The sequence below is a fragment of the Bradyrhizobium sp. WSM3983 genome (assembly GCF_000473045.1).
Classification (GTDB): Bacteria; Pseudomonadota; Alphaproteobacteria; order Rhizobiales; family Xanthobacteraceae; genus Bradyrhizobium.
In genome coordinates this window covers 208,142-230,878 of sequence record NZ_AXAY01000008.1, presented here as the reverse complement: position 1 = coordinate 230,878, position 22,737 = coordinate 208,142, and the positions used below count along the sequence as shown (strand labels likewise).

Sequence of the window (22,737 nt, the reverse complement as noted above, 5' to 3'; positions counted from 1 at the left end):
TCAGTGCGTCCCCGCGCGGTCTGCATAGGGATCGGGGATGCCGAGGTGAGCCAGGATCTCGGTTTCGAGCGCTTCCATCTCTTCCGCGTCGTCGTCGTTCTCGTGATCGTAGCCGATCAAATGCAGGAAACCATGCACGGCGAGATGACTCAAATGATGATCGAACGGCCTGTGTTCCTCGTCCGCCTCGCGCCGCATGGTCTCATAGGCGATCGCGATGTCGCCGAGCATGCGCGGCGCATCGTCCGGCTTCCATTCGCCTTCCGGCTGGAGCGCGGGAAACGACAGCACATTGGTCGCTTTGTCGATGCCGCGCCAGTTGCTGTTGAGCGTGCGGATGCCGGCATCATCGGTCAGCATCACGGCCACTTCTGCGTCGGCGATATCTTCGTCGACAGATTCGGCGGCGGCCGCAACGGCGCGCTGGATCACGGTTTCGGCGTCAGGCTCGCTCTGCCAGCAATCGGCGACGACGAGGACCTCGGTCATGGGAAGGTTGGGATGCGACATGGCTTTGTTCGGAACGATGGGCGCTGTGTCCGCGCCCGCACGGTCCCGTTGTTGTCTCGTCAGGATTTGTTGCCGGCGGGCGGCCGCTGCGGCAACCCCTCGTAGGCGGAGACGATTCTTGCCACGAGCTCGTGGCGGATCACGTCTTCGGCCTTGAAATGAACTTGCGCAATGCCTTCGACGCCGCTCAGCAGACGGGTCGCTTCCGCGAGGCCCGACGTCTGACCGTTCGGCAGGTCGATCTGCGAGGGATCGCCGGTCACGATCATGCGGCTGTTCTCGCCGAGACGGGTCAAAAACATCTTCATCTGCATCGATGTCGTGTTCTGCGCCTCGTCCAGGATGATGGCAGCGTTGGTCAGCGTGCGGCCGCGCATGAAGGCGAGCGGCGCGATCTCGATTTCGCCGGTCTGCAGCGCGCGCTCGACGATGCGCGCGTCCATGAGGTCATAGAGCGCGTCGTAGATCGGGCGTAGATAAGGATCAACCTTTTCACGGAGGTCGCCGGGCAGGAAGCCGAGCCGCTCGCCGGCTTCCACCGCCGGACGCGACAGGATGATCTTGTCGACCTCCTTGCGCTCGAACAATTGCGCGGCATGCGCGACCGCGAGCCAGGTCTTGCCGGTGCCGGCGGGGCCGATGCCGAACACCAGCTCATGGCGCTTCAGCGCGCGGATGTAAGAGTCCTGCGCGGCTGTGCGCGCACGCACCGGGCGTTTGCGCAGATTGATGCTGTCGAAGGCCGACTTCGCCGACTTGGCGTCGAACTCGAACAGGGACCCTTGCGCGATCACGGCCCGGATCGCGCCCTCGACCTCGCCCTGGTCGACATCCTGCCCCTTGACGGCGTGGGCGTAGAGCGTCTCTAGCACGCGGCGTGCAGCGTCGCAGCCGTCACGCGTGCCACCGATCGTGATGTGGTTGCCCTTGGAGTCCACGACGACGCCGAGTCTCCGCTCGATCTGCGCCAGGTTCTGGCCGTAGGGGCCGACCAGCGCGGATGCGGCGCGGTTGTCGTCGAAGTCGATGACGACTTGGGTCTCGGGCGGAACTTGCATGTCGCGGTCAAATTTGCGGCTGGGAGCGATAGTAGACGAATCCGATGCGCTTTTTGGCAAGGGTTCAGGCTCCAGTGGCGATGGATGATAAAGTGGGCTCGCGCCTGCGTGGCGTGGTGAGCTCACCGAGGAAACTGTAGCGCTCGAGGCTGTCGATCCGCACCGGCAGGATTTGTCCGATGATGTCGGGCGAGGCCATTACATGTGCAGGCTGGAGGAAGGCGGTGCGGCCGACGATCTGGCCGACCTTGCGCGCCGGACGTTCGAACAGCACGTCGACCGTTGAGCCAATCGCAGCCTTGTTGAAGGCCGATTGCTGGCTGTCGATCAATTCCTGGAGCCGCTCCAATCGTTGGTCCATCTCGGCTGGGGACACCGTCTCCTGCATATCCGCGGCCGGCGTTCCCGGCCGGGCGGAGTATTTGAACGAATAAGCCGCAGCGTAGCCGATTTGCGTGACAAGCGCGAGTGTGGCGAGAAAATCTTGCTCGCTCTCGCCCGGGAAGCCCACGATAAAATCTGATGAAAAAGCAATGTCTTGGCGCGCGGACCGGAAACGGTCGATGACACGCCGATAATCATCGGCGGTATGTTTCCGGTTCATGGCGGCCAGGATTCGGTCCGAGCCCGACTGCACCGGCAGGTGCACGAACGGCATCAGCGAATCGAGATCGCGATGGGCTGCAATCAATGTGTCATCGACGTCGCGGGGATGGCTGGTCGAATAGCGCAGCCGCGCGATGCCGGGAAGCGCTGCCAGGCGCTCCAGCAATTGGCCGAGCCCCCAGCTTTTTCCGTCCGGTCCGTCGCCGTGATAGGCGTTGACGTTCTGGCCGATCAGCGTGAGCTCGCGCACGCCGTTGTCGGCAAGGCGCTTCACGTCGTCGATGATCTTCGCCACCGGACGCGAGACTTCGGCGCCGCGCGTATAGGGCACGACGCAGAAGGTGCAGAACTTGTCGCAGCCTTCCTGCACCGTGACGAAAGCGGAAATGCCGCGCGCGCGGATCGCATCGGGCTTGGGCTGGGCCAGGAAGCCGAACTTGTCCGCGGCCGGAAACTCGGTCTCGATCGCGCGGCCTTCGTTGCCGGCGCGCTTCAAGAGCTCGGGCAGGTGATGATAGCTTTGCGGACCGACCACGACGTCGACCGCAGGTGCGCGGCGCACAATTTCCTCGCCTTCGGCCTGAGCGACGCAGCCTGCCACCGCGATCTGCATTGTGCGGCCCTCGCGCGCGGCCTCGTCCTTGGCGACGCGCAGGCGGCCAAGCTCGGAGTAGACCTTTTCAGAGGCCTTCTCGCGGATGTGGCAGGTGTTGAGGATGACGAGGTCGGCGTCCTCGGCGTTGGCCGTCTCCACGAATCCTTCCAGAGCCAGCGTGTCCACCATGCGCTGGGCATCGTAGACGTTCATCTGGCAGCCATATGATTTGATGTGCAGCTTGCGCGGCGGCTTCATGGAACCCGGAATTGTGGTGGAGGACGGCCCTCAAATATAGGCTGGGAGGCGGAAAATCCAGCGATTGGGAGGCCGGAAGGGTCGTTCCGGGGTACGATGTGGCCGCGAAGTGCGGAAATCGAGAGGTTTGGCGCCGGATTCAGCCCGTCAGGGCATCCGCCGCCACCCGCCGGACCAGCTCAGGTAATTGATGCATCTCCGAGAAGGTCAGGTCGGCGCCGGCCTGGCGCAGGGCGCCGGCATGGCCGGCCCCGCAATGGCTGCCACCGTAAAAGCCGAACACTTTCATCCCGGCCGCCCGCGCCCCGGCGATTCCGGCAAGGCTGTCCTCGATCACCACGCAGCGCTTGGGCGGGACGCCCAATTCCTTGGCAGCAAACAGGAACAGGTCCGGTGCGGGCTTGCCGTTCGTCACTTGCGAGGACGAGAAGATGTTCGGCGCCAGGCGTTCATAGAGCCCCGTCCTTCCGAGGCTCACCCGCATGCGCGGATGCGAACCGCTCGAGGCAACGCAGACACGTTGCGTCACGACGTCGAGCACGTCATGGATGCCGCGGATCGCTTCGAGATCGGCTTCGAATGCGCGAAACAGCTCGTCCTGCAAATCGCCGTGATAGGCCTCGGGCAGCTTGCGGCCGAGTTCGGTTTCGATCTCGAGATTGGCCTGTTTTGTCGAGCGGCCAAGGAAGCGCTCGGACACCTGCTCCGAGGTGATGGGATAGCCGTGCCGGGAGAGGACGTCTGCATGCGCGCGACACGAGATCACCTCGCTGTCCACGAGCACGCCGTCGCAATCGAAGATGATGAGATCGATGGGCACTAGGGCATGATCCGGAAAAGTGTGGAGCGGTTTTCCGACAAGATCATGCCACTTAAGAAGTCGGCTTGTCGTCGTCGAGCGGAACGCAATAGAGCTCGAGCCGGTGATCGACCAGCTTGTAGCCGAGCTTGCGGGCGATCTCCGCCTGGAGCTTCTCGATCTCTTCGGAAGTGAACTCGATCACCTTGCCGTCGCGCAGATTGATGAGGTGGTCGTGATGGCTGTCGCGCATCGTCTCGTAGCGCGCGCGGCCCTCGCGAAAATCGTGGCGCTCGATGATGCCGGCATCCTCGAATAGTTTGACGGTGCGATAGACGGTCGAGATCGAGATCTTGTCGTCGACCGCGACACAGCGCCGGTACAATTCCTCGACATCGGGATGATCGACTGCTTCCGCAAGCACGCGGGCGATGACGCGGCGCTGCTCGGTCATGCGCATGCCGGTGGCGGCACAGCGCGCCTCGATACCGGTCGCCTTGGATGCGGGAGAAGGTTTAAGTCCAGTCATATTGTGTCCGCCTGACGGGGCGCTTTCTGCCATCAATGTTACGACAAGTCACGTCGCATCAGAAGTGCATTCAATTGTTCCCCGTTGGCCTGCTTATAGTAGCGTTCGCGGCGCCCGACCACCACGAATCCGCATCTCGCATAGAGCCGTCGTGCCGGCTGGTTGTTCTCCTCGACCTCCAGAAATATCGTGCGCACGCCACGCCCTGCGAGATGACCGAGATGGGTCATCAGCAGCGTGCGGGAGAGGCCGCGGCCGCGACGGGACTGGTCGACTGCGACCGAGAGGATTTCGGCTTCGTCCGCGCCGATCCGCGACACTGCAAAGCCGATGGTCTTGCGCCCGAGCCGCAAGCGGTGGACGAGCGTGTTGCGCTCGCTGAGCATGGTCTCGAACTCGCTTTCGCCCCAGCCGTGCGCGAAGGAGGCGCCGTGAAGCTGCGCCAGCCGCGCCGCGTCGCGCGCGGACGCCGGTTCGACGGCGGCGGTGCCGCCGCGCCACCATTCCGAACACCATCTCATCATGAGGTTGCGGCTTGAGCTGCGAGCAGCGGCTGGGCCGCCGGCTTGGCATCGGGCGCCTTCAGATAGAACGGCCGCGCCGGATTGGTGTCGGGATTGGCCGCGGCGCCGAGCCAGGCGACCCAGCTGATGTCGGGTGCGGGCTGCGCGTCGACCGAAACAGGTTGTGGCGCATCCTTCGGCCAGCGCTCGGCGAGAATTTTCGCGGCATTGCCGACCAGATGCGGCGCGCCGAATTGCGAGGCCGCGATCGCCTCGTCGATGGCAGCGACGGCTGGCGGCACCAGCAAACTGCCGTCGCCGGCGACGATCTGGAAATAGGCGTGGTCGTGCCGCGCATCGATCGCCGAGATCACCGGCGCCGGTCCGCTCAGGCCGACAATGGCGGCCGCATAGGCCGACAAGGTGGTCACTCCGACGGCCGGCCGCTTGGCCGCGAGCGCAAAACCGCGGGCCGCCGAAATGCCGACGCGCAGGCCGGTGAAGCTGCCGGGGCCGACCGTGACCGCGATGCGGTCGAGCGCCGTGAAAGCGAGATCGGCCGATTGCATGACGCGCGCGATCATCGGCATCAGCGCCTCGGCATGGCCGCGCTTCATGAGCAGTTGCTCCTGCGCGAGGAGCTCACCGGCGTCGGTGTCGAGCACGGCAGCCGCGCACGCTTCCAGTGCGGTATCGATGGCCAGGATCAGCATGAGACCGCGAATTGCGAATGGCGAGTGGCGAATAGTCTAGCCGATCCCGGTTCCATTCGCCATTGGCTACTCGCCATTCGCCTGCCGCCTACATCGGCCGGACTTCAACCACGTCGGGCACAAAGTGCTTCAGCAAATTCTGAATGCCGTGCTGGAGTGTTGCGGTCGATGACGGGCAGCCGGAGCAGGCGCCCTTCATGTTGAGATAGACGATACCGTCCTTGAAACCGCGGAAGGTGATGTCGCCGCCGTCATTGGCGACCGCCGGCCGCACGCGGGTCTCGATCAGATCCTTGATCATGTCGACCGTCTCGGCGTCGGCTTCGTCGAAGAACTCGTCCTCATCGTCGAGGTCGACATCGTTGGTGGCAGCGCCGTCGGCGAGCAGCGGCGCGCCGGACATGTAGTGCTCCATGATGGCGCCGAGGATCGCGGGCTTGAGCTGTTGCCATTCACCGTTCGCCTTGGTCACGGTGATGAAGTCCGATCCATAGAACACGCCGGTGACGCCAGGCACCTCGAACAGCTTTTCGGCGAGCGGCGAGCGCGTCGCGGATTCGCGGCTCGCAAATTCCACCGGGCTGCCGTCGACCACGACGCGGCCGGGAATGAATTTCAACGTGGCGGGATTGGGGGTGGCTTCGGTTTGAATGAACATGGTTTTCTCCAGACGTCGCCGGTTCAAGGCCGGCGCGTGCCCTATCCACTAGCAGATGGCGACGGCGAACGCACGGTCAAGGGGAAGGACGGCTGTTTCGCAGTTATTTCAGCGGGTTAGGGTGCTTGTTTTCTCCCTCTCCCCCGCAAGCGGGCGAGGTGAGGAACGGTCTACGACAGCGAATCCACGCTGCCGTCGCTCAGCGCGCCGGAAATGATGGTCACCGGCACCGGAAACGTACCGAGCGCATGCGAGAGCAGCGCCACCCACGGCCCTGGCCCTTCCGCGCCCGGGCTGGCGGCAAGCACGAGCATGGCGATGTCAGGGTCCTCGTCGATCACCGCGAGCAGCTGCTCCATCGCGGCGCCCTCGCGGATGAGCCGTTCCGGCGTGATCGCGGCGATGCCGTTGGCGCGGCCGGCGGCGCGGTCGAGCGTGGCTTCCGCCGCTTCATGCGCTTCGGCGCGCATGATGTCGGCGACACCCAGCCATTGCTGGTTCTGGTCCTCGATCTCGATGATGCGCAGCATCACCACGCCGCCGCCGGCGCGGATTGCCCAGCGGCTGGCGTAATAGACCGCGCGATCCCATTCGGCGGTGTCGTCGACGATGACGAGACATTTGGGCTTGTGACCCGGCTCGAAGCAAAGTCGCTTGCTGGTCATGCCTATCCCGGAATGTGCACGGGGAGCATGCTGCCACACTCGCTCACGCTTGGGGAGGGGCGAAGCGGCCCGCGCCGTGGCGCAGGCCCAAGTTCGCAACCGCAGTAGTCAGCGACGGCGGATGAAGCCGACGATGTCCTTGGAGAGGTTCATGGTCTCCTCGGCGAGGGCGCGGGCCCGATCGGAACCATCGTTCAGGATGGTGTCGATATGGCTGGGGTCGGCGACCAGGCGCTTCATTTCGCCGGCGATCGGCGCGAGCTTCGTGACGCACAGCTCCGCCAGCGCGTTCTTGAAGCTGGAGAACTGGCCGCCGCCGAACTCGCCGAGCACGCTGGCCTTGGAACGGCCGGCGAGCGCTGCGAAAATGCCGACGAGATTGTCGGCCTCGGGACGCGCTTCCAGGCCCTTCTCTTCGCTCGGCAGCGGCTCCGGATCGGTCTTCGCCTTGCGGATCTTCTGCGCGATGGTGTCGGCGTCGTCGGTCAGATTGATGCGCGAATTGTCCGACGCATCGGACTTCGACATCTTCTTGGTGCCGTCGCGCAAGCTCATCACGCGCGTCGCCGGGCCCGTGATCAACGGCTCCGGCAACGGGAAGAACAGGCCGTCATTGGCGCCGTGGCTACGAATGGAATCGCCAAAGTCATTGTTGAACTTCTGCGCGATGTCGCGCGAGAGCTCGAGATGCTGCTTCTGGTCCTCACCGACCGGAACGTGGGTGGCGCGGTAAAGCAGAATGTCGGCGGCCATCAGCACGGGATAGTCGAACAGCCCGACCGATGCGTTCTCGCGGTCCTTGCCGGCCTTCTCCTTGAACTGGGTCATGCGGCCGAGCCAGCCCATGCGCGCAACGCAGTTGAAGATCCAGGCGAGCTCGGCGTGGCCGGAGACCTGGCTCTGGTTGAACACGATGTGCTTCCTGGGGTCGATGCCGCTGGCGATGAATGCTGCGGTCACCTCGCGGGTGTTGCGCGCGAGCTCGGCAGGGCCGCCCCAGACGTCCAGGCCTTGCGTGATCGCGTGCATGTCGACGACGCAATAGATGCAGTTGTGGGTTTCCTGCATCTTCACGAAGTTGACGATCGCGCCGAGATAGTTGCCGAGGTGCAGATTGCCCGTCGGCTGGACGCCCGAAAAAACCCGTTCAACGAATGGCATGATCAGTTTTCCTGAGAATTCGCCGGCCGTCGTTTCCAACAGCAGCGCTGCCCCGTCAAGGGCAATTCGATAGACCGGCGCGGGCCGAGGTCGGTCAGGCGGGCCGCTTCAGGGCGTCAACCGCCTCGCGCCAGGACGCCGCGCCGAGGATCTGCAGGAGCAGGCCATAGACGGCGATTCCGGCGCCGATCTGCAGGCCCAGCACAATGAAGCGGATCAGGCCGTGGGCCTCCACCGGCATCAGTCCCGTCGTCAGCCAGAGCAGGGCCCCCATGACGGCTGCGGCGAGCACGATCCGCGGCAGCCGCCAGCGAGCGGCGGCGTCGACCGAGAAGCCGAATTCGCTGGTGCTTTTCCGAAGCAGCGCCAGCGCGCTGCTCCAGGCGCCGGCGGCGATGCTCGCGGCGATCCCGCTTGCGCCGAAGTAGTGACCCAGCAGCACGGCGAGTGCGACCGCGACCACAAATCCCTTGGCGGTTGCGAGCAGCGGCGTCATCGTGTCGCTGCGGGCAAAGAAGGCGGGCGACAGCGCCTTGATTAGCACGTGCGCGGGCAGGCCGAGCGCCAGCCACATCAGCGCGTGCGCAGTGGCTGCACTGTCCTCTGCGCCGAAGGCGCCATGCTCGAACAACAGCCGCACGATCGGCTCGGCCAGCACGGCGAGGCCGAGCGTGGCGGGCAGCGCGAGCCCGGCCGCGAGCTCCAGCGCGCGCGATTCCGCATGTGCCACCGCGTCGCGGTCGCCGCTTCCAACTGCGCGCGTCAACTCCGGCACCAGAACGGTGCCCATGGCGACGCCGACAATGCCGAGCGGCAGCTCGATCAGGCGGTTGGCGAAATAGAGCCAGGACACGGCGGAAGGCATCGCCGAGGCGATGATCGCGCCGGCCACCATCAGCCATTGCGGCCCCGAGCTTGCGATCATGCCGGGGATCGCCTTGCCGAAGAAGCCACGCATCTCCTTGTCAAAACTCGCGCGCAGCGGCGTCGCGAGACCTGCACTTCGCTGCGACAGCAGCATCAGGAGCTGAAGCAGGCCGGCGATGCCGACCGTCGCTGCCAGAATCCATGCGGCGAGGGACGCATCGGCGTGCCACAGCAGCAGCGCCGCGATTGTCGCGATCAGCGCGATGTTGAACAGCAGCGGCGAGAACGCCGTGAGCGCAAATCGCCCCTGCGCGTTCAGTAACCCCATCAGCACCGTGACCGGGCCGGCAAAGGCCAGATAAGGCAGCATCAGCCGCGCGCTCTGGACGGCGAGATGGAGCGACGGGCTGCCAACAAAACCTGGCGCGATGATCATGATGATCAGCGGCATCAACAGCGCGATGCCGATCGAGATCACGATCAGCGCCACGCTGACCGTGCCGAGCACGCGCCCCGCAAATGCGGAGGCGGCCTCTTCGCCATCGCGGTCACGGACGCGCAGCCAGGCCGGGATCAGGGCCGCATTGAGCGCCCCTTCGCTGAGCAGGCGCCGCACCACGTTGACGAGCTGGAAGGCGGCCAGAAAGGCATCCGCCACGGCGCCGGTGCCGAGCAGCGCCGCGATCAGGGAATCGCGGGCAAAGCCCAGCAGACGCGAGGCCAGTGTTCCCGTCGAAACTGTCAGGAAGGAGCGGATCATTGCGCCGACATAATACCGTTGCTTGCCCGTAGCGGCCCGGTCGTGATAGGCCGCGGGCCAGATTTCAGGCTGACAGGAAGCGGATTTCCGCAGGTATCGCAATCCGGCAAACAGGATCAAGGTGAATGGCTGACGTGAAATATGACGTTCTCGGCATCGGCAACGCGCTGTTCGACGTGCTGGTCCGGACCGATGAAGCTTTTTTGGCCAAGCACAGCATGACCAAGGGCAGCATGTCCCTGATCGACGAGGCGCGGGCCACCGCCATTTACGCCGACATGGGCCCGGCGACCGAAGTCTCGGGCGGCTCGGCCGCCAACACCATCGTCGGCATCGGCAGCCTCGGCGCGCGTGCCGCCTATGTCGGCAAAGTCAAGGACGACCAGATCGGCAAGCTCTACGTCCATGACATCCGCGCCGCCGGCGTCGCCTTCAACACGCCGGCCGCGAAGGACGGCCCTGCGACCGGCTGCTCCTACATCCTGGTTACCGGCGACGGCGAGCGCACCATGAACACCTATCTCGGCGCGGCGCAGGATCTGTCGCCCGCCGACATCGAGCCGGCTGAAATCGCGGCGGCCAAGATCGTGTATCTCGAAGGCTATCTTTGGGATCCGCCGGGCGCCAAGGAAGCCTTCCTCAAGGCCTCCAAGATTGCCCACGAGGCCGGCCGCAAGGTGGCGCTGACGCTGTCAGACTCCTTCTGCGTCGGCCGCTATCGCGACGAATTTCTGGGGCTGATGCGCAACGGCACCGCCGACATCGTGTTCGCCAACGAGTCGGAACTTCACTCGCTCTACGAGACCTCCGATTTCGACACCGCGCTCAAGCAGCTGCGCAACGACGTCAAGCTCGGCGTGGTCACGCGCAGCGAGAACGGCTGCGTGGTGGTGACGCCGACGGACGCCGTCGCAGCTCCGGCCTCGCCGATCACGCAACTCGTGGACACCACCGGCGCCGGCGATCTCTTCGCGGCCGGTTTCCTGTATGGCCTCTCGCGCGACCTGTCGCACAAGCAGTGCGGCGAGCTCGGTGCGCTTGCCGCTGCCGAAGTCATCCAGCACATCGGCGCGCGCCCGCAGGTGTCGCTGAAGGAGCTGGCCCAGCAGCGCGGGCTGACGGTTTAAGGCTCGCCTCATCCTCGGTCGTCATCGCCCGCGAAGGCGGGCGATCCAGTATTCCAGAGACGTCAGTGGAATACGGAGAGGCTGCGGCATACTGGATTCCCCGCTTTCGCGGGGAATGACAGTCTTCGTTTGGCGAGAACTGCGGCCGGCAACAACGAAAGCCACCTCACGCCGTCTTCGCCGCCTTCAGCCCCAGCCGCTGCTCCACGGCCTCGCGCATCACGAATTTCTGGATCTTTCCGGTCACGGTCATCGGGAATTCGTCGACGAACTCGACGTAGCGCGGGATCTTGTTGTGGGCGATCTGGCCATCGCAGAAGGCGCGAACTTCTTCTGCCGTCAGCGTCTCGCCTGACCTGACACGGATCCAGGCGCAAAGCTCCTCGCCATAGCGGGTGTCGGCCACGCCGAAAATCTGCACGTCCTGAATCTTGGGGTGGCGATACAAAAACTCCTCGATCTCACGCGGATAGAGGTTCTCGCCGCCGCGGATGACCAGGTCCTTGATGCGGCCGACGATGTTGCAATAGCCCTCGACGTCGATGGTGGCGAGATCGCCGGTGTGCATCCAGCCGTTGGCGTCGAGCACGTCGCCCGTCTTGTCCTTCTCCTCCCAATAGCCCAGCATCACGCTGTAGCCGCGGGTGCAGAGCTCGCCGCGTTCGCCGCGCTTGACGATCCTGCCTTCGAGGTCGACGACCTTCACCTCGACATGCGGATGGATCCGCCCGACGGTGGAGACGCGCCGCTCCAGCGGGTCATCCGTCGCGCTCTGGAAGCTGACGGGGCTGGTCTCGGTCATGCCATAGGCGATGGTGACCTCGCACATGTTCATCTCGGTGTTGACGCGCTTCATCACCTCGATCGGGCAGGGCGCGCCGGCCATGATGCCGGTGCGCAGTGATTTCAGATTGAACGTCGCGAATTCAGGATGATCGAGCTCGGCGATGAACATGGTGGGCACGCCGTACAGCGCGGTGCATTTCTCCTGCTCGACCGCGCGCAGCGTCGCGAGTGGATCAAAGCCCTCGCCGGGATAGACCATGGTGGTGCCGAGCGTGACGGATGCGAGGTTGCCCATCACCATGCCGAAGCAGTGGTAGAGCGGCACCGGAATGCAGATGCGATCCTGCTCGGTCAGGCGCATCGCGCGTCCCGTGAAATAACCGTTGTTGAGGATGTTGTGGTGCGTCAGCGTCACGCCCTTGGGCGAGCCGGTCGTGCCGCTGGTGAACTGGATGTTGACGGGATCGTCGAACTGAAGCGCCGCGCCGAGCGCGGCAAGCTGTTCGCGATGCTTGGCGCCACCCATGCGCGCGACCTCTTCGAATGGGATCGTGCCGGGTGCTGCAGGCCCGCCGATCTGGATCACGATGCGCAGGGCCGGCAGCCGCGCCGCCTGCAACTGTCCGGGGTTTGCGGCTGTCAGCTCCGGCAGCAGCGAGTTGAGCATCTCCATATACTGGCTGGTCTTGAAAGCCGTCGCTGTGACGATCGCGGCGCAGCCGACTTTCTTCAACGCGAATTCCAGCTCGCTCAGCCTGTAGGCGGGATTGATCGTGACCAGGATCAGGCCGGCCTTGGCGGCGGCGAACTGGGTCAGCGTCCATTCCGGCCGGTTCAGCGACCAGATGCCGATCCGCTCACCGCGTTCGAGACCGAGCGCGAGAAATCCTGCGGCGAGCGCGTCGACGCGTTCGGCGAATTCGCTCCAGGTCCATCGCACGCCGTGGCTGGGCGAGACCAGTGCCTCGCGCTTGCCCCAGCGCCGCACCGCGTGGTTTAGACTGCGACCGATGGTGTCGCCGAGCAGCGGCGTGTCGGAGATGCCACAAACGTAACTGTCGGCCTTGTCTGCCATGGTCGCGTCCTCCAGCTCGGTCATTTTCGCCTCATGCCCCGAGGGGCATGCCTTCGGGGCACGAGGGTACATCCTGCTGTGAGCACGCGCGACAAGTCGCGCATCATACTAAGGGGCTAGGCCGCCCTCTGGCCGCTTCCCGCATCGAGCCCGGTATAGACGCCGCGCTCGAAGCCGGCGAAGGCCTCGAGGCACTTGGCGTCGACGAACGGCAAGACCTGCATCAGGATCACGCCGCAAACATCGCGCGCCGGGTCGATCCAGAAATACGTATTAGCGAGACCAGCCCAGGCGAGGCTGCCGGCGCTACGGCCTTCCGGCGTCTTCGCGTTATTGATCAGGAAGGAGAGCCCCCACTTCTTCACGATGTCGGGGAAGAGATCGACGTCGTTGGTGTACATGGGTGCCACGGTTGTCATCTTGCCAATGGTGAGATCGCCGATGTGGTTCTGGCCCATCAGCGCGACCGTCTCGGGCTTAAGCACCTGGTTGCCGTTGCCGCGGCCCTTGTTGAGGATCATTTGGGTGAACTTGATGTAGTCGCCGGCAGTGCCGTAAAGGCCGCCGCCGCCCATGTGGAATTCCGGATTCTGTTCGATCTCGAACGGGATCGGAGCCAGCGATCCATCCTCGCCGCGTGCATGCGTCGCGACCAGTCGCTGGCGCATGTGGTCGGTGATCTTGAAGCCGGTGTCGTTCATGCCGAGCGGCGCGAACATGTGGTCGCGCAGATAGGCATCGAGACGTTTGCCGCTCGCAGCTTCCACGGCTTTGCCGACAAAGTCGATGTTGATGCCATATTCCCAGCGCGTGCCGGGATCGGACATGATCGGCGTCTTCAGTGCGACGTTCTGGCAGGAGAAGATGTTCGGGGTTCCGGTCTTCTCCAGATATTGCGCGCAGTCGCCGTTCCACACGTTGTAGGCAAAACCGGCGGTGTGGGTCATGAGGTGACGTAGCGTGATCGGCCTGCTGGCAGGCCGCAGCTTCGGCTCGCCGCTCTCGTCAAAACCTTCGAGCACCTGCGGCGCGGCGAGATCGGGCAACACCTCACCGATCGGCGCGTCCAGCGACAGCTTGCCCTGCTCGACGAGCTGCATCGCGCCGGCGGCCGTCACCGCCTTCGTCATGGAGGCAATCCAGAACACGCTGTCCAATGTCATCGCATCGGGCTTGGAGAGATCGCGCTTGCCGAACGCGCCCTGATACAGGATCTCACTACCGCTGGCGGCGATCGCAACGACGCCGGGAATCTCCTTGGCGTCGCTTGTCTTGCGCAGAGTCTCGTCGATCTGAGCTTTGCTTTGCATACGCGTTTCCTCCGGTTTGATTATTGTTGGAAGTGATCGATTGTCCTCCCGCATCCGCTGCGCGGCAAGCGTGGCCATATGCACCCTTCGGTCGCGATGTCGTGACTTGACGGTCCCGGCCCGGCGCGGGACGACTGCACTGCAACACTTCTTCAAAATCTGCGGTGGATGGCCGCACTTCGCCGTAACCATGGATGGGCTCAGGCGATATGTTTCGAGCGTTTGAAGCACTTGAAATGTTTTGTGCGTTGCGGCGTTCAGCTGACGGCCTGATCGCCGGCTGACGTTAAGACTTGAAGCAAATTTGGCGGCCGTCCACCGGCCGCGAGGGGACCTGAGATGATTTCGACCTGGGGCGAATGGAAGCGCTATCCCCGCCCCGGACGGGGCGACAATCTGGAAGCGCCGATCTCGCCAGGTATTTACGAGGTCCGCATCGCCGGCACCGGCGCACTCTATTCCTTCGGCGCGGTCGACAATCTGGCGCAGTCGCTGGCGCTATTGCCGGTCGGTTCGAAATCCTGGTTCGGCCGCCGCGACACCTCCGACGCGCCCGATCTCGAATACCGGACCTGCGCGACCTCCTCGAAGGCCGACGCCAAGGCCGCCGCCGAGCGCATGATCGGCCGGCGCGAGACCTATATGAGCGGCGCGGCGTAGAGCATGATCCGGAAAAGTGTGCAGCGGTTTTCCGGAAAGATCGTGCTCAGACAATAAGATCGCCGCTCCGAGCTTAACTCCCATCAGATGTGCGTTGCGGGACGGTGCATTGCGGGCCGTCTGTCCCTATATTCCGGCCGACCCGATCGTCCCCCAATGATCGTCCGAGGAGTATCGCCATGACCCCGACCGCCGCTGCACGCGCCCAGCAAGCCACCGCCACCCTGCGTGACCGGTTGAAGGACCCTTCGCTCCTGAAGGAGGCCTGCTACATCGACGGCACCTGGGTCGGCACGCCGGTCTTCGCGGTGAACAATCCCGCGACTGGTGTCGAGATCGCAAAAGTGCCGCAGCTTGGCGCGGACGATACGACGAAGGCGGTCGAGGCCGCCCAGCGCGCGTTCCCGGCCTGGGCCAAGCACACCGCCAAGCAGCGCTCCAACATTCTGCGCAAATGGTTCGAGCTGATTACCGCCAACCGCGAGGACCTCGCGCTGATCCTCACCTCCGAGCAGGGCAAGCCGCTGTCGGAGGCGCTCGGCGAGGTCGACATCGGCGCCGCCTATATCGAGTTCTTCGCGGAAGAAGCCCGCCGCGTCTATGGCGAGACCATTCCGACGCAGCGGCCCGATGCGCGGCTGCTGGCGATCAAGCAGCCGATCGGTGTCTGCGGCGCGATCACGCCGTGGAATTTCCCGAACTCGATGATCACGCGAAAGGTCTCGCCGGCGCTGGCCGCGGGCTGCACCGTGGTGCTGAAGCCCGCCAACGAGACGCCGCTCTCGGCCTTGGCGCTGGCCGTGCTCGCCGAGAAGGCCGGCATCCCCAAGGGCGTGCTCAACATCATCACCGGTGATGCGCCGCCGATCGGCAAGGTGCTGTGCGAGCATCCGGCGGTGCGCTTCGTCGGCTTCACCGGCTCGACCGCTGTCGGCAAGATTCTCTACCAGCAGGCTTCCGTCGGCGTGAAGCGGCTCGGCCTCGAGCTTGGCGGCAACGCGCCGTTCGTGGTGTTTGACGACGCCGACATCGACGCCGCGGTCGAAGGTGCGATCGTCTCGAAATACCGCAACATGGGCCAGACCTGCGTCTGTGCCAACCGTCTCTATGCCCAGGACAAGATCTACGACGAGTTCGTCAAGAAGCTGTCGGCCAAGGTCGCGGCGATGAAGATCGGCGATGGTACCGAGAGCGGCGTCACCCAGGGGCCGCTGATCAACATGAAGGCGATCGACAAGGTCGAGCGCCACATTGCGGACGCCATCAAGCGCGGCGCCAAGGTCGTGACCGGCGGCAAGCGGAGCGAGCTTGGACGTTCCTTCTTCGAGCCGACGGTGCTGGCCGATGTGAAGCCGGATTCGCTGGTGTCGCAGGAGGAGACCTTTGGCCCGCTCGCGGCGGTGATCCGCTTCAAGGACGAGGCCGACGTGATCGCGATGTGCAACGCCTCGCCGTTTGGTCTCGCCTCGTACTTCTACTCCCGTGATCTCGGCCGCGTCTGGCGCGTCGCCGAAGCGCTGGAGTCCGGCATGGTCGGCGTCAACACCGGTCTCATCACGACGGAAGTCGCGCCCTTCGGCGGCGTCAAGGAAAGCGGCTTGGGGCGTGAAGGCTCACGTCACGGCATGGAAGAATATGTCGAGATCAAATATGTGATGATGGCGGGGGTGTGAGGGCCTCGCCGATCAGCTCTTGCTTCGACGCAGTTCGCTGGGCCTGCGACCGAACTCGCGGCGCATCCATTTGGCTAGGTGAGACTGATGGGAAAAGCCTGCTTCCAGGGCGATATCGCTGAGCTTGCGGTCGCCTTGGAGGAGGAGCTGCCGTGCGTGCTCCACCCTTCTTCTCAGGATGTAGCGATGAATCGTGACGTCCATGGCCACTTTGAACCAGGTCCGCAGATGTGAGCTGCTGACGCCGGCCTCGCGGCAGAGAATGTCGATTGTGAGCGGCTGGTCGAGATTTGCATCGATATAGACCAGAACTCTCTGAAGTTGCGCGTCCGAGAGGCGAATGGCCTGCGCCGGCGGATCATTCGCAAGGCTGAGCAACTCGACCGCCAGGGCCATTCCAACGTTTTCGGCAAACAAGGGCCCGCTTGGCGAGCCGGCTTTCACGTCGCTTTCGAGAGCTTGTCCGAGCAAAATGATGCGATCATTCCGCAGCATATGATGATGCGTGAGCCGGGCGGCCGCCAATTGTCGACTCCTGGCGGCCGCATGATCCAGCATGCTCGGCGCAAGCCGGATCTGAAGCGATTGGTAGGGCGTTTCTGCCACGAAACCGCCGAAGGCACCGGACGGAATCACATCGATATCGCCGGCTTGACGCAGAAACTGGTCCCCGGTCTCGAGACAAAGTGAGCGCGTCGCAGGGCTAAGGTGGATGATGATCCGGTGATCGCCGATCGGCTCCAGTGCAACGGAATCAGGCTCGGTTCGCGTGGCCGCAGCGGTGCTGCCAGTCGATGTGGGCGCCGAACTCGATCTCGCATGCATCGTCCGGACTCTCCGGTGCTTGGCGGAACGTGATCGATATTTGGCGCATCGTGCGCGATTTTCAACGGCTCAGGCGTCAAGAATTCATCTGTCGTTTCGTGGCAAATGAGGATGCAAAGTGAGTCATTACGTGATTGTCGGAGCCGGTCCTGTCGGACGCGAAACAGCTCGCCTTCTGGCAGAGGAAGGGCACAGCGTCATCCTGACCAGCAGGAATGCCGGGTCGCTCGATGCTGGAGATGTGCGCACGGTTTCGTCGGATGCAACTGACGCTGCGCAGCTGGCCGGGTTAGCCAAGGGCGCGGATGCGATCTTCATGTGCGCGATGGCGGCCTATCATCGATGGCCAACCGACTTCTTTCCGATCATGGATGGAACGGTCAAGGCAGCCGAGCAGGTTGGCGCCAGGCTGCTCGTGGTCGGGAATGTCTATGGCTATGGCGCGCAGGCCGTAAGCCCTCTGACGCCGGACCTGGAGCCGGACCCGACCAGCCGAAAGGGTACCACCCGGCACATCATGTGGCAGCGCGCACTGCGATCGAGCGTTCCCGCTATCGAGGTCCGCGCAAGCGACTATCTGGGCAAGGGTGCGGTCGCGTATTTCTCGCTGCTGGCCCTGCCATCGCTGCTCAAGGGCGAGCAGGTATCTTTCCTCGGCGATCCCGATGTGGCGCATGCCTGGTCTTTCACCAAGGACACCGCGAAGACGCTGGTCGCCGCGTCGCGCTTCACCGGAGAATGGGGCCGCGCCTTTCATGTGCCGTCGCAGTCCGCGTCCGTCCGCGAGCTGGTGCGAAGATTCGCGACCGTGCTGAAGATCGACGTTCCGAATCTGCTTCGCCTCACCTCGGCCGATCTGGAAGGCATCGGCTTCAGCGAAGGCATCGAGATGTCCTATTTGTTCGAAAAGCCGCTTCTGCTTGACGCCGGCGAGACGGAAAAACTGCTGGGGGTCACCGCGAGCAGCCTGGACACTATGATTCGTGACACCCTCGCGTAGGCGACAGGACGGATGCGGCAGGCTCGGTGGAAGGCGCGCGCGTGTCCCCTACCGCCTCAACACCGCGATCGTCCGGTTCGCAAACGTCAGCCGCTCCGCCATCACCGACACAAAGTACGTCAGCAGCTTATGGCTGAGCGCGGGCTCTTCTGCCTTGATCGCATCGAACTGGTGCGTGTTCAGCACGTAGAGCACGCTGTCGACCTCGGCCTGGATCGTGGCGCTGCGCGGCGCTTGTGACACCAGTCCCATCTCGCCGATCGTGGTGTAGCGGCCGAGGCTGCGCACGCGCGTGGTGCGGTCGTCATCGGCAGGAATCATGATGCCGACGCGGCCGTCGAGGATGAAGTGCATTGAATCGGCGGGATCGCCGGCCTGCACGATGATGTCGCCGGCGTCGACCTCGAGCCGCTGGCAGCGGCGGATCAACTCGTCGGCGTCGTCCTCGCTGTCGAGAATGCCTGCGAACCAGTCGCGCAAACTGGCCGTTTCCTGCGCCAATCCCTGATGCTGCGCGATGAGTTCGTTCTCGCACCATTCCAGCGCGTGATCGAGCTCGGGAACGACGGTGACGCCTTCGCCGATGAAGTCGCTGGAGCGCAGCACCTTCTCGGCCGCCGCCGACAAATGCACCAGGATGAGCTCGACACCGAGATCGGCCGCGCTGCGCTTGATCTGGGCGAAGCTGTAGGCGGCCGACGAATCCACGCCGGTGACAAGCTTGAAGTCGAACACCAGATAGCGGCACTCCGGGCGTTCCTGGAGCAGTCGCTTGACGTGCTGGTAGAGCCGGTTGGCGGAGCCGAAGAACAGATAGCTCTGGAGATTGAGCCCCTGGATCTTGCCGCCATGGGCCAGCAGCACCTCCTGGTCGTCGCGCGAGCGGTCGAGCGAGGAGCGATATTCGGAGCCGTCAAAACTGTACTTGATCGACTCCACCCGCGCCGCGCTGAAGGCAAAGGTCGCGCAGCCGATGATGACGCCGATCAAAATGCCCGGCACGAAACCCCAGGCCACGATGATGACGATGATGGCGACCAGCGACAGATATTCGAGCTTCGAAAGCCGCTTGCGCGACTCGATGATCCATTTGTGCAGCTGGTCGGCGCCGAGATAGAGCAGCAAGCCGCCGAGCACGAATTTCGGAATGAAGCCGAGCAGCTCGGGCGCGATCGCTAGCATCAGCAGCGACAGCACCGAGGCGGTGAGACCGGACAGCCGTCCGCGTCCGCCGCTGGAGAAGTTGAGGACCGAGCGGCTGATCGAGCTGCAGCCGGTGTAGCCGCCGAGCACGCCGCTGAGGATGTTGGCCGCGCCGGTGACATTCAGCTCGCGTTCCAGATTGGCTTCGCGGTGTACGGCAACCTCGATGCCGGTGGTATTGAACAGGGTGCTCGACGCGGTCACGAAGATGACGGCGACGAGATTGCCGAGCAGGTCCGGTACGGCAAACCAGGGATAGCGGGCGAGTTCGTCGGTGTGCCAGGGCAGCATGAATGCCGCCTGCGGCGGAGGCTGAAAGGTCCAGCCCAGGCTCCGTGCCTCGTCGAGCGAGACGCCCGAGATCCAGAACGCCACATGTGCCGTGATCACGCCGCCGACCAGAATGATCGGCAGGCCGAACGGATTCCGCGAGCGATGCCAGGTCAGGTACAGCACCAGCGCCATGGCGCAGGCGGCACCGAGTTCCAGCAGCGTGGTGCCATTGGCGAAGTGCGGAAGCGTCGTGAGCTGGACCGGGGTGTTGGTGATGACCCGGACCGCACCCAAGGCGATGAGAAGTCCGGTAGCGCCGAGAAAGCCACCGACCACGGGATAGGGCACGTAGCGGATGGCGCGGCCCATGCGCGTCAGGCCCAGCCCGCACAGCACGACCCCGGTCAGCACGGTCGACAGGCCGAGCGTGATCAGGACCGGTGAGAGCAACGGTGCCGACAGATTGGTCGTTTCGATGTGCTCGACCAGCGAGGCCGCCAGAATTCCGGTCACGGCGGCGGTCGAGCTGTCCGGCGCGGCAATCGCGAAGGGCAGCGAGCTGCCGAGCCCGATCACGGCGGCAAGCACCGCCGAGGTGATGAAGGTCGCAGTGATCCCGTAGGACAGATAGGGCGTGAGCGGGCCGGCGAAGATCAGCAGCGAATAGGACAGCCCGAACGTGAGGGTGAGGATGCTCGCGGCACCTCCCCCCAGCATATCATTCAGCGCGCGTTTGACGGATGGACTGACCCTGGTGACCGGATCGAAGCCAATTGCTGGATCTGTCACGCCGTGACACTCGCTCATGAAAATTCCTGTCCGGAGAGGTAGACCACTGCGAGCCTAGCGCAACAGGTTTCTTGCAAATATGAAGTATCCGACAAGTTCCGCGGGGGTCTTTGCGTGAACGGTCAATCATATGGTGGACGGAAAAGGCGCCGCAGACCTCACGTTGGGGCAAGAAGCGGCTCCCCGCCCACCCGCTGTCATTCCCCGCGAAAGCGGGGAATCCAGTACGCCGCAGCCTCTCCGTATTCCATCGCCGTCTCTGGAATACTGGATCGCCCGGCCAAGCCGGGCGATGACAGTTGGGGGTGTAGCAAACAGCTCCCCCTCGTCATCGTGAGCGCAGCGAAGCAATGACCGAGTTAGCGGCAGCAGTGCAGTGAGCCTAAATCTTCAGCTCTGCCCCCGTCACCCGGCGATACGCTTCCAGGTACCGCTTGCTGGTCGCATCCACGACGCTCGCGGGCAGCGGCGGCGGCGGGGCGTCGCCGTTCCAGTGGCCGGCGCGGCGCTCGAGGTCGAGATAGTCGCGCAGCGGCTGCTTGTCGAAGCTCGCCTGTGGCTGGCCGGGCTTGTAGGCATCGACCGCCCAGAAGCGCGAACTGTCCGGCGTCATCACTTCGTCAATCAGGATGATGCGGCCGTCCTTGTCGCGGCCGAACTCGAACTTGGTGTCCGCGATGATGATGCCCTGCTCGCGCGCCAGCTCCTCGCCCAGCGTGTAGATCGCACGCGTCATGCTTTCGAGCGTGGAGGCGACGTCCTCGCCGACGACTTCGCGCATCTTCGCGATGGTGATGTTCTCGTCATGGCCGGTCTCGGCCTTGGTCGCCGGGCTGAAGATCGAGGGCTCGAGCTTCTCGCTCTCGACGAGGCCGGCCTTCAGCTTTTCGCCCGCCAGCGTGCCGGAGCCGGCATATTCCTTCCAGGCCGAGCCGGAGAGATAGCCGCGGATCACGCATTCGACCGGGAACACGGTGGTGCGGCGGGACAGCATGGCGCGGCCGAGAATCTCGGCGCGGTGGGCTTTAAGCGCCGGCACGGCCGCGATGATCTCGTCGGTGTCGGCGCTGATCATGTGATGCGGCACCACGCCTTCGAGCTTGTTGAACCAGAACGCGCTGATCTGGGTCAGCACCGCGCCCTTCATCGGGATGGTCTCGCCCATCACGACGTCGAAGGCGCTGATGCGGTCGGTGGTGAGCAGCAGCAGGCGGTCGTCGTCGACGGCGTAGATATCGCGCACCTTGCCGCGGCCGATCTTGGTCAGGGGCAGGTCGCTGGAGAGCATCGTGGTCATCGCAAAGCTTTCGTAGACTTGGCTTTCAGGCGAGAAATCCGGCCGCGCCGGCAGCGCGACCGGAAACCGGATTAGCCTATTCCGGCAGCGGAATGAACTCATGTTCCTGCGGAACCCCCGCGAAGCGGCCGGTTTTCCAGTCCTGCTTGGCCTGCTCGATCCGCTCCTTGCTGGAGGAGACGAAATTCCACCAGATGTGGCGCGGGCCTTCCAATGCATCGCCGCCGAGAAACATCATTCGCGTGGCTTTGAGCGCCTTCACGGTGATGCGGTCGCCGGGGCGGAAGATCAGCAGTCGCGGCCCTTCGTAACGCTCATTCGCGATCTCGATCTCACCGTCGACGATGTAGATCGCGCGCTCCTCATGGTCGGGGTCGAGCGGCATGCTAGCGCCCGCCATGGCCGTGACCTCGGTGTAGAACCAGGGCGAGACCATTTTCACCGGCGAGGTGATGCCGAAGGCGGATCCGGCGATCACCCGCGCGGTGAAATCGCGTTCGGAGATCATCGGCAGCTCGCCCGCCGCATAATGCTGGAACGAGGGATCAATCTCTTCCGATCCGGCCGGCAGCGCGATCCAGCTCTGCAGGCCCAGCATTTGCTGGCCCGAGGCGCGCTGCGCATCCGGCGTGCGCTCGGAATGGGCGATGCCGCGGCCGGCCGTCATCAAGTTCATCGCGCCGGGCGCGATCTCCTGCACGTTGCCCTCGCTGTCGCGATGCATGATGGACCCGTCAAACAGATAGGTGACGGTGGCAAGCCCGATATGCGGATGCGGGCGCACGTCCATGCCCTTGCCGGAGACGAACTGCACTGGGCCGAAATGATCGAAGAAGATGAAGGGTCCGACCATCTGCCGCTTGCCATGCGGCAGCGCGCGCCGCACCGCGAATCCATCGCCGAGGTCGCGGGTGCGCGGCACGATGACGAGATCGAGCGCGTCGCAGGACATGGGATCGCCGAGCACGGGATCGTTTGAGGGCTGCCAGCTCATGGTGGACTCCTTCTGAATTTCTTGGGCCGATCGTAGCAGGAAT

21 protein-coding genes are annotated in these 22,737 nt (G+C 64.2%); 4 read left to right on the top strand and 17 right to left on the bottom strand.

The window, feature by feature from the left end:
- From ybeY to murJ, 11 genes are all read right to left on the bottom strand, one after another.
- Positions 1-510 (bottom strand): rRNA maturation RNase YbeY, encoded by a 510-nt coding sequence (ybeY, locus tag YUA_RS0115535; RefSeq protein WP_027531543.1) that lies wholly within the window; start codon positions 508-510, stop codon positions 1-3.
- A 59-nt stretch (positions 511-569) separates the two neighbouring features.
- On the bottom strand, positions 570-1,568 hold the full coding sequence (locus tag YUA_RS0115530) for a PhoH family protein (protein ID WP_027531542.1): 999 nt from the start codon (positions 1,566-1,568) through the stop codon (positions 570-572).
- 64 nt (positions 1,569-1,632) lie between these two features.
- Positions 1,633-3,027, bottom strand: a complete 1,395-nt coding sequence (gene miaB, locus YUA_RS0115525; RefSeq protein WP_027531541.1) for a tRNA (N6-isopentenyl adenosine(37)-C2)-methylthiotransferase MiaB — start codon at positions 3,025-3,027, stop codon at positions 1,633-1,635.
- 139 nt (positions 3,028-3,166) lie between these two features.
- Entirely contained in the window at positions 3,167-3,847 is a 681-nt protein-coding gene (locus tag YUA_RS0115520; protein ID WP_027531540.1) for an HAD family hydrolase, read from the bottom strand.
- Positions 3,848-3,899: 52 nt separating this feature from the next.
- Positions 3,900-4,355 (bottom strand): Fur family transcriptional regulator, encoded by a 456-nt coding sequence (locus YUA_RS0115515; protein WP_027531539.1) that lies wholly within the window; start codon positions 4,353-4,355, stop codon positions 3,900-3,902.
- A gap of 38 nt (positions 4,356-4,393) precedes the next feature.
- Positions 4,394-4,879, bottom strand: a complete 486-nt coding sequence (gene rimI, locus YUA_RS0115510; RefSeq protein WP_027531538.1) for a ribosomal protein S18-alanine N-acetyltransferase — start codon at positions 4,877-4,879, stop codon at positions 4,394-4,396.
- Positions 4,876-5,571: a tRNA (adenosine(37)-N6)-threonylcarbamoyltransferase complex dimerization subunit type 1 TsaB gene (gene tsaB, locus YUA_RS0115505; protein WP_027531537.1), complete on the bottom strand. Its 696-nt coding sequence runs from the start codon at positions 5,569-5,571 to the stop codon at positions 4,876-4,878. Before tsaB ends, rimI begins: the two co-directional genes overlap by 4 nt.
- A gap of 88 nt (positions 5,572-5,659) precedes the next feature.
- On the bottom strand, positions 5,660-6,229 hold the full coding sequence (locus YUA_RS0115500) for a NifU family protein (RefSeq protein ID WP_027531536.1): 570 nt from the start codon (positions 6,227-6,229) through the stop codon (positions 5,660-5,662).
- Between the two features lie 170 nt (positions 6,230-6,399).
- Positions 6,400-6,894, bottom strand: coding sequence for a universal stress protein (locus YUA_RS0115495; RefSeq protein WP_027531535.1), 495 nt, complete (start codon positions 6,892-6,894; stop codon positions 6,400-6,402).
- A 108-nt stretch (positions 6,895-7,002) separates the two neighbouring features.
- The gene (gene trpS / locus YUA_RS0115490; protein WP_027531534.1) at positions 7,003-8,055 is read right to left on the bottom strand and encodes a tryptophan--tRNA ligase; all 1,053 of its coding nucleotides are present in this window, start codon (positions 8,053-8,055) and stop codon (positions 7,003-7,005) included.
- Positions 8,056-8,149: 94 nt separating this feature from the next.
- Positions 8,150-9,682, bottom strand: a complete 1,533-nt coding sequence (gene murJ / locus YUA_RS0115485; protein WP_027531533.1) for a murein biosynthesis integral membrane protein MurJ — start codon at positions 9,680-9,682, stop codon at positions 8,150-8,152.
- 125 nt (positions 9,683-9,807) lie between these two features.
- On the opposite strand from murJ, the gene YUA_RS0115480 reads away from it, so the two are divergent.
- On the top strand, positions 9,808-10,809 hold the full coding sequence (locus tag YUA_RS0115480; RefSeq protein ID WP_027531532.1) for an adenosine kinase: 1,002 nt from the start codon (positions 9,808-9,810) through the stop codon (positions 10,807-10,809).
- A 166-nt stretch (positions 10,810-10,975) separates the two neighbouring features.
- Here the strand turns inward: YUA_RS0115480 and YUA_RS0115475 are convergent, their stop codons facing one another.
- Both YUA_RS0115475 and YUA_RS0115470 read right to left on the bottom strand, forming a co-directional pair.
- Positions 10,976-12,670 (bottom strand): AMP-binding protein, encoded by a 1,695-nt coding sequence (locus tag YUA_RS0115475; protein ID WP_027531531.1) that lies wholly within the window; start codon positions 12,668-12,670, stop codon positions 10,976-10,978.
- A gap of 116 nt (positions 12,671-12,786) precedes the next feature.
- Positions 12,787-13,980 carry a serine hydrolase gene (locus YUA_RS0115470; protein ID WP_027531530.1) on the bottom strand — a complete coding sequence of 398 codons (1,194 nt, stop codon included), beginning with the start codon at positions 13,978-13,980 and terminating at the stop codon, positions 12,787-12,789.
- Positions 13,981-14,319: 339 nt separating this feature from the next.
- On the opposite strand from YUA_RS0115470, the gene YUA_RS0115465 reads away from it, so the two are divergent.
- Complete coding sequence (locus YUA_RS0115465; protein ID WP_027531529.1) at positions 14,320-14,640, top strand: hypothetical protein; 321 nt, start codon at positions 14,320-14,322, stop codon at positions 14,638-14,640.
- A gap of 179 nt (positions 14,641-14,819) precedes the next feature.
- A complete protein-coding gene (locus YUA_RS0115460) occupies positions 14,820-16,313 on the top strand; it encodes an NAD-dependent succinate-semialdehyde dehydrogenase (RefSeq protein WP_027531528.1) in 1,494 nt (497 codons plus the stop codon).
- A gap of 12 nt (positions 16,314-16,325) precedes the next feature.
- On the opposite strand, the gene YUA_RS47455 is transcribed toward YUA_RS0115460, so the two are convergent.
- Entirely contained in the window at positions 16,326-17,138 is an 813-nt protein-coding gene (locus YUA_RS47455) for an AraC family transcriptional regulator (RefSeq protein WP_027531527.1), read from the bottom strand.
- Positions 17,139-17,256: 118 nt separating this feature from the next.
- On the opposite strand from YUA_RS47455, the gene YUA_RS0115450 reads away from it, so the two are divergent.
- The gene (locus YUA_RS0115450) at positions 17,257-18,138 is read left to right on the top strand and encodes an NAD(P)H-binding protein (RefSeq protein WP_027531526.1); all 882 of its coding nucleotides are present in this window, start codon (positions 17,257-17,259) and stop codon (positions 18,136-18,138) included.
- A 48-nt stretch (positions 18,139-18,186) separates the two neighbouring features.
- On the opposite strand, the gene YUA_RS0115445 is transcribed toward YUA_RS0115450, so the two are convergent.
- From YUA_RS0115445 to YUA_RS0115435, 3 genes are all read right to left on the bottom strand, one after another.
- Positions 18,187-20,403, bottom strand: a complete 2,217-nt coding sequence (locus YUA_RS0115445; RefSeq protein ID WP_027531525.1) for an SLC26A/SulP transporter family protein — start codon at positions 20,401-20,403, stop codon at positions 18,187-18,189.
- A 382-nt stretch (positions 20,404-20,785) separates the two neighbouring features.
- The gene (locus YUA_RS0115440) at positions 20,786-21,700 is read right to left on the bottom strand and encodes a phosphoribosylaminoimidazolesuccinocarboxamide synthase (RefSeq protein WP_027531524.1); all 915 of its coding nucleotides are present in this window, start codon (positions 21,698-21,700) and stop codon (positions 20,786-20,788) included.
- A 76-nt stretch (positions 21,701-21,776) separates the two neighbouring features.
- Positions 21,777-22,694 carry a pirin family protein gene (locus tag YUA_RS0115435; RefSeq protein ID WP_027531523.1) on the bottom strand — a complete coding sequence of 306 codons (918 nt, stop codon included), beginning with the start codon at positions 22,692-22,694 and terminating at the stop codon, positions 21,777-21,779.
- Between the last annotated feature and the right edge of the window lie 43 nt (positions 22,695-22,737).